This is a genomic window from Kitasatospora sp. NPDC004289 (assembly GCF_053602875.1).
The window spans coordinates 13511-19077 of the sequence record NZ_JBSGEL010000103.1; the positions used below are offsets into that span (position 1 = coordinate 13511).

The 5567-nt window shown below is 71.5% G+C and carries 4 protein-coding genes; all 4 read left to right on the plus strand.

Annotated elements, in window-relative coordinates:
• Positions 1-91 precede the first annotated feature (91 nt).
• The 4 genes from ACWEPF_RS36875 (at position 92) to ACWEPF_RS36890 (ending at position 5270) form a co-directional block, all read left to right on the plus strand.
• Complete coding sequence (locus ACWEPF_RS36875) at positions 92-790, plus strand: phosphorylase family protein (protein ID WP_452176053.1); 699 nt, start codon at positions 92-94, stop codon at positions 788-790.
• 2 nt (positions 791-792) lie between these two features.
• Positions 793-1809 carry an adenosyl-hopene transferase HpnH gene (gene hpnH / locus ACWEPF_RS36880; RefSeq protein WP_345280788.1) on the plus strand — a complete coding sequence of 339 codons (1017 nt, stop codon included), beginning with the start codon at positions 793-795 and terminating at the stop codon, positions 1807-1809.
• A 127-nt stretch (positions 1810-1936) separates the two neighbouring features.
• On the plus strand, positions 1937-3886 hold the full coding sequence (gene dxs, locus ACWEPF_RS36885; RefSeq protein ID WP_452176054.1) for a 1-deoxy-D-xylulose-5-phosphate synthase: 1950 nt from the start codon (positions 1937-1939) through the stop codon (positions 3884-3886).
• Positions 3876-5270: an aspartate aminotransferase family protein gene (locus ACWEPF_RS36890; RefSeq protein ID WP_452176055.1), complete on the plus strand. Its 1395-nt coding sequence runs from the start codon at positions 3876-3878 to the stop codon at positions 5268-5270. The genes dxs and ACWEPF_RS36890 overlap by 11 nt, the downstream gene beginning before the upstream one ends.
• Positions 5271-5567 lie beyond the last annotated feature (297 nt).

Here is a 5567-nt window from a genome sequence, read left to right on the forward strand (position 1 = left end):
GTGCGCTGTGCGCGGCGGGTACCGGGCCGCTGTCCCCGGCCTCCGGCCCCGGCCGGTACCTGCACGGCAGTCCGCTGACGGGAGGTCACCGATGAGGCACGTCGCACCGCTTCCGCCCGAGGGAGCCGCCCCGGACGGTCCGCTGCTGGTCGTCTGCGCGCTGGGCCCCGAGGTCTGGGCGCTGCGCGGCGGCGACTGGAGCGGGACCGCGGCCGTGCTGCTCCGCACCGGCATGGGCCGGGCCCGGGCCCGGAGGGCGGTCGGCGGGCTGCTCACCCGACCGGGCTACGGGGCGCTCGCGGTGGCCGGCTTCGGCGCCGCTCTCGGGCCGGGTGTCCTGCCCGGGGACGTGATCGTCGCGGACTCGGTGCGGGACGCCGAGGGTGACGCCTGGTCACTCGACTCCGCCCCCGCCCTGGCCGCCGAACTGCGGGCCCGCGGCCTGACCGTCCACATCGGCCCGCACCACACCGCCGACCACGTGGTCCGCGGCGCCGAGCGCAGCGACCTGCACGCCACCGGCGCCCGCGCCGTCGACATGGAGGCCGCCGCCGTGCTGGCCGCCCGGGCCGAGGCCGGCTCCGGGCTGCCGGCGGCGGTGCTCCGGGTGGTGGTCGACACCCCCAGCCGGGAGCTGCTGCGGCCCGGCACCCTGCCCGCCGGGCTGCGCGCCTGGCGGACCCTGCGCGCCACCGTTCCGGCCCTCGCGGCCTGGCGGCGGTCGGTGGCCCGCGACGAGCTGAAGAACCGTGCACCACAGTCATCGACGCTCCCTCAGGAGGCGAGCTAGCCATGGCAATGCCGCTGCGCCAGTCCGTGCGCGTCAGCACGTACCTGCTCCAGCAGAAGCTCAAGCGGAACAAGAAGTTCCCGCTGATCGTCGAACTGGAGCCGCTCTACGCCTGCAACCTGGCCTGCGAGGGCTGCGGGAAGATCCAGCACCCGGCGGGGGTGCTGAAGCAGCGGATGCCGGTCGCCCAGGCGGTCGGCGCGGTGCTGGAGTCGGGGGCCCCGATGGTCTCCATCGCGGGCGGCGAGCCGCTGATGCACCCGCAGATCGACGAGATCGTCCGGCAGTTGGTGGGGCGGCGCAAGTACGTCTTCCTCTGCACCAACGCGCTGCTGCTGCGCAAGAAGCTGGACAAGTTCACCCCCTCGCCGTACTTCACCTTCACCGTGCACATCGACGGCCTGCGCGAGCGGCACGACGCCTCGGTGGCCAAGGAGGGCACCTTCGACGAGGCGGTGGAGGCGATCAAGGAGGCCAAGCGGCGCGGCTTCCGGGTGACCACCAACTCGACCTTCTTCAACACCGACACCCCGCAGACCATCATCGAGGTGCTGGACTACCTCAACGACGAGCTGCACGTCGACGAGATGATGATCTCCCCGGCCTACGCCTACGAGAAGGCGCCCGACCAGGACCACTTCCTGGGCGTGGAGCAGACCAGGGAGCTGTTCCGGAAGACCTTCGCGGGCGGCAACCGCCGGCGCTGGCGGCTCAACCACAGCCCGCTCTTCCTGGACTTCCTCGAGGGGAAGATCGACTTCGAGTGCACCGCCTGGGGCATCCCGAACTACTCGCTGTTCGGCTGGCAGCGCCCCTGCTACCTGATGGCCGACGGCTACGTCCCCACCTACCGTGAGCTGATCGAGAAGACCGACTGGGACAAGTACGGCCGCGGCAAGGACCCGCGCTGCGACAACTGCATGGCGCACTGCGGGTACGAACCGACCGCCGTACTGGCCACCATGGGCTCCCTCAAGGAGTCCCTGCGGGCCGCCCGCGAGACCCTCGGCGCGCACTGACACCACCCTCGGGAGCCCGCTGCGGCGGGCTCCCGACAGGCGCACCGGCAGCGATGGCCGCAGGCTGGACACAGACCGTCACCAGCACGGACCGTCATCGCCCAGTACCGAGCCACGAGGTGAAGCCATGTCAGTCCTGTCCACCGTCCAGGGCCCCGCCGACCTCCGCCGCCTCTCCCCGCCGGAGCTCGCCCGGCTCGCGGACGAGATCCGCGAGTTCCTGGTCTCCGCCGTCACCAAGACCGGCGGACACCTGGGGCCCAACCTCGGTGTGGTGGAGCTGACCATCGCGCTGCACCGGGTCTTCGACTCGCCGTACGACCGCATCCTCTGGGACACCGGCCACCAGGCCTACGTCCACAAGCTGCTCACGGGCCGTCAGGACTTCGCCCGGCTGCGGATGCAGGGCGGCCTCTCCGGCTACCCGTCCCGCGCCGAGTCCGAGCACGACCTGATCGAGAACTCGCACGCCTCCACCGCCCTCGGCTACGCCGACGGCCTGGCCAAGGCGCACCAGCTGCTCGGCACCCCCAGCCGGCACACCGTGGCGGTGATCGGCGACGGGGCGCTCACCGGCGGGATGGCCTGGGAGGCGCTCAACAACATCGCCGAGGCCGACCGCCCGCTGGTCATCGTGGTCAACGACAACGAGCGCTCCTACGCGAAGACCATCGGCGGCCTGGCCCACCACCTGGCCGCCCTGCGCACCGCCCAGGGCTACGAGCGCTTCCTGGCCCTCGGCAAGGGTGCGCTGCAGCGCACCCCGCTGGTCGGCAAGCCCGTCTTCGACGCGCTGCACGGGGCCAAGAAGGGCTTCAAGGACGCCTTCACCCCGCAGGGCATGTTCGAGGACCTGGGCCTCAAGTACCTCGGCCCGATCGACGGCCACGACCTGCTCTCGGTGGAGCAGGCGCTCCGTCAGGCCCGTGGCTTCGACGGCCCGGTGATCGTCCACTGCCTGACCGTCAAGGGCCGCGGCTACCGCCCCGCCGAGCAGGACGAGGCCGACCGCTTCCACGCGGTGGGCGCCATGGACCCGTACACCTGCCTGCCCGTCTCGCCCTCCTCCGGGACCTCCTGGACCTCCGTCTTCGGCAGCGAACTCGCCGCCCTCGGCGCCGAGCGCCCCGACGTGGTGGCGATCACCGCCGCCATGCTCCAGCCCGTCGGCCTGGCCCCGTTCGCCGCCGCCCACCCCGAACGCACCTACGACGTCGGCATCGCCGAGCAGCACGCGGTGGCCAGCGCGGCCGGCCTCGCCACCGGCGGCCTGCATCCCGTGGTGGCCGTCTACGCGACCTTCCTCAACCGGGCCTTCGACCAGGTCCTGATGGACGTCGCCCTGCACCGCCTCGGCGTCACCTTCGTGCTCGACCGGGCGGGGGTCACCGGCAACGACGGCGCCTCGCACAACGGCATGTGGGACATGTCCATCCTCCAGGTCGTCCCCGGGCTGCGGCTGGCCGCGCCGCGCGACGCCGAGCAGCTGCGCGTCCAGCTGCGGGAGGCGGTGGACGTCGCGGACGCCCCCACCGTGGTCCGCTTCCCCAAGGGCGACCTCGGCCCCGAGGTCCCGGCGATCGAGCGGCTCGGCGGTATCGACGTGCTGCAACGCACCGGCCCCGCACCGGAGATCCTGCTGGTCGCGGTCGGGGCGATGGCCCCCGCCTGCCTGGACGCGGCCGCGCTGCTGCTCGCCGAGGGCTTCAGCTGCACGGTGGTGGACCCGCGCTGGGTCAAGCCGGTCGACCCGGTGCTGCCCCTGCTGGCCGCCGAGCACCGCCTGGTGGTCACCGTGGAGGACAACGGCCGGGCGGGCGGCGTCGGTTCGGCCATCGCCCAGGCGATGCGGGACGCCGGCGTGGACGTGCCGCTGCGCGACCTCGGCATCCCCCAGGAGTTCCTGACGCACGCCGGGCGGGGAGAGATCCTCGAGGAGATCGGCCTGACCGGGACGGGAGTCGCCGCCCAGGCGGCCGTCTTCGCCAAGCAACTCCTCCGCCCCCAGAACCCCGCACGCGGGGAGAACCCGAACCGCGAACCCGACCAAGGAGCGAACCAGCACCATGCCGGCTGACCGTCTCGACCTCTCCGCGCTGCTCGCCGAACGAGGCTCCGAACGCTACGAGTTGCAGGCCAAGTACCTCAACCCGCAGCTGGCCCGGATGCTGCACACCATCGGCTTCGACAAGTTCTACGAGCGCGCGGAGGGGGCCTACTTCTACGACGCGGAGGGCAACGACTACCTCGACATGCTGGCCGGCTTCGGCATCTTCGCCCTCGGCCGCCACCACCCGGTGGTCCGGGCCGCCGTGCAGGACGTGATGGACCTCGGCCTCCCCGACCTGGTCCGCTTCGACTGCTCCCCGCTCCAGGGCCTGCTGGCCGAGCAACTCCTCTCCTTCACGCCGGAGTTGGACCGGGTCTTCTTCGGCAACAGTGGCACCGAGGCGGTCGAGACGGCGCTGAAGTTCGCCCGCTACGCCACCGGCAAACGACGGGTGCTCTACTGCGACCACGCCTTCCACGGCCTGACGACGGGCTCGCTCTCCGTCAACGGCGAGAACGGCTTCCGCAAGGGCTTCGACCCGCTGCTCCCCGACACCGCCATCCCGCTCGGCGACCTCGGAGCCCTGAAGAAGGAGCTCCGCAAGGGCGACGTCGCCGCCCTGATCGTCGAACCGATCCAGGGCAAGGGCGTGCTCGCCCCGCCGCCGGGCTGGCTGCTCGCCGCCCAGCAACTGCTGCACGAGCACAAGGCCCTGCTCATCTGCGACGAGGTGCAGACGGGCATCGGGCGGACGGGCACCTTCTTCGCCTACCAGGCCGAGCCGGGCGTGCAGCCGGACCTGGTCTGCGCGGCCAAGGCCCTGTCGGGCGGCTACGTCCCGGTGGGCGCGACCCTGGGGAAGGGCTGGATCTTCGAGAAGGTGTACTCCTCGATGGACCGGGTGCTGGTCCACTCGGCCAGCTTCGGCTCCAACGCCCAGGCGATGGCGGCCGGCCTCGCCACCCTGCACGTGATGCGGGAGGAGGGCGTGGTGGCGAACGCGGCGAAGGTCGGCGAGCTGTTCCGGACGAGGCTGTCGGCGCTGGTGGACAAGTACGAGCTGCTGGCGGAGGTGCGGGGGCAGGGGCTGATGATCGGCATCGAGTTCGGCCGGCCCAAGTCGCTGAAGCTGCGCACGGGTTGGACCGCGCTCCAGGCGGCGCGGAAGGGTCTCTTCGCCCAGATGGTGGTGGTCCCGCTGCTGCAGCGCCACCGGATCCTCACCCAGGTGTCGGGTGACCACCTGGAGGTCATCAAGCTGATCCCGCCGCTGATCATCACGGAGCGGGAGGTGGACCGGTTCGTGACCGCCTTCGAGGAGCTGATGGACGACGCCCACCGGGGGAGCGGCCTGATGTGGGACTTCGGGCGGACGCTGGTCAAGCAGGCGGTGGGGAGCGGAGGGCGGTAGGTCCTGGTCCTGGTCCCGGTCCTGCCGGGTGGTGGTGGTGCGGGCGCTTCTGTTGCAGGACCGGGACAGGGGCGCCCGCTCCGTGCGATCGCTCGAACACTATGATCGCTGCACGTTTGGTTGATCGTCAGTAACGGGGGATGACGAAGTGGCGCTCATGTTGCCGGACAGCGTCGAGTGGGTTCTCGAGATGCTGGGCTTTGACTGGCCGACGGCGAATGAGGACAAGCTTCGTGAGTCGGCGCAGGTGTGGCGTGACTTCGCCGATCAGGTGGAGGAGTTGCACTATCGGGGTGC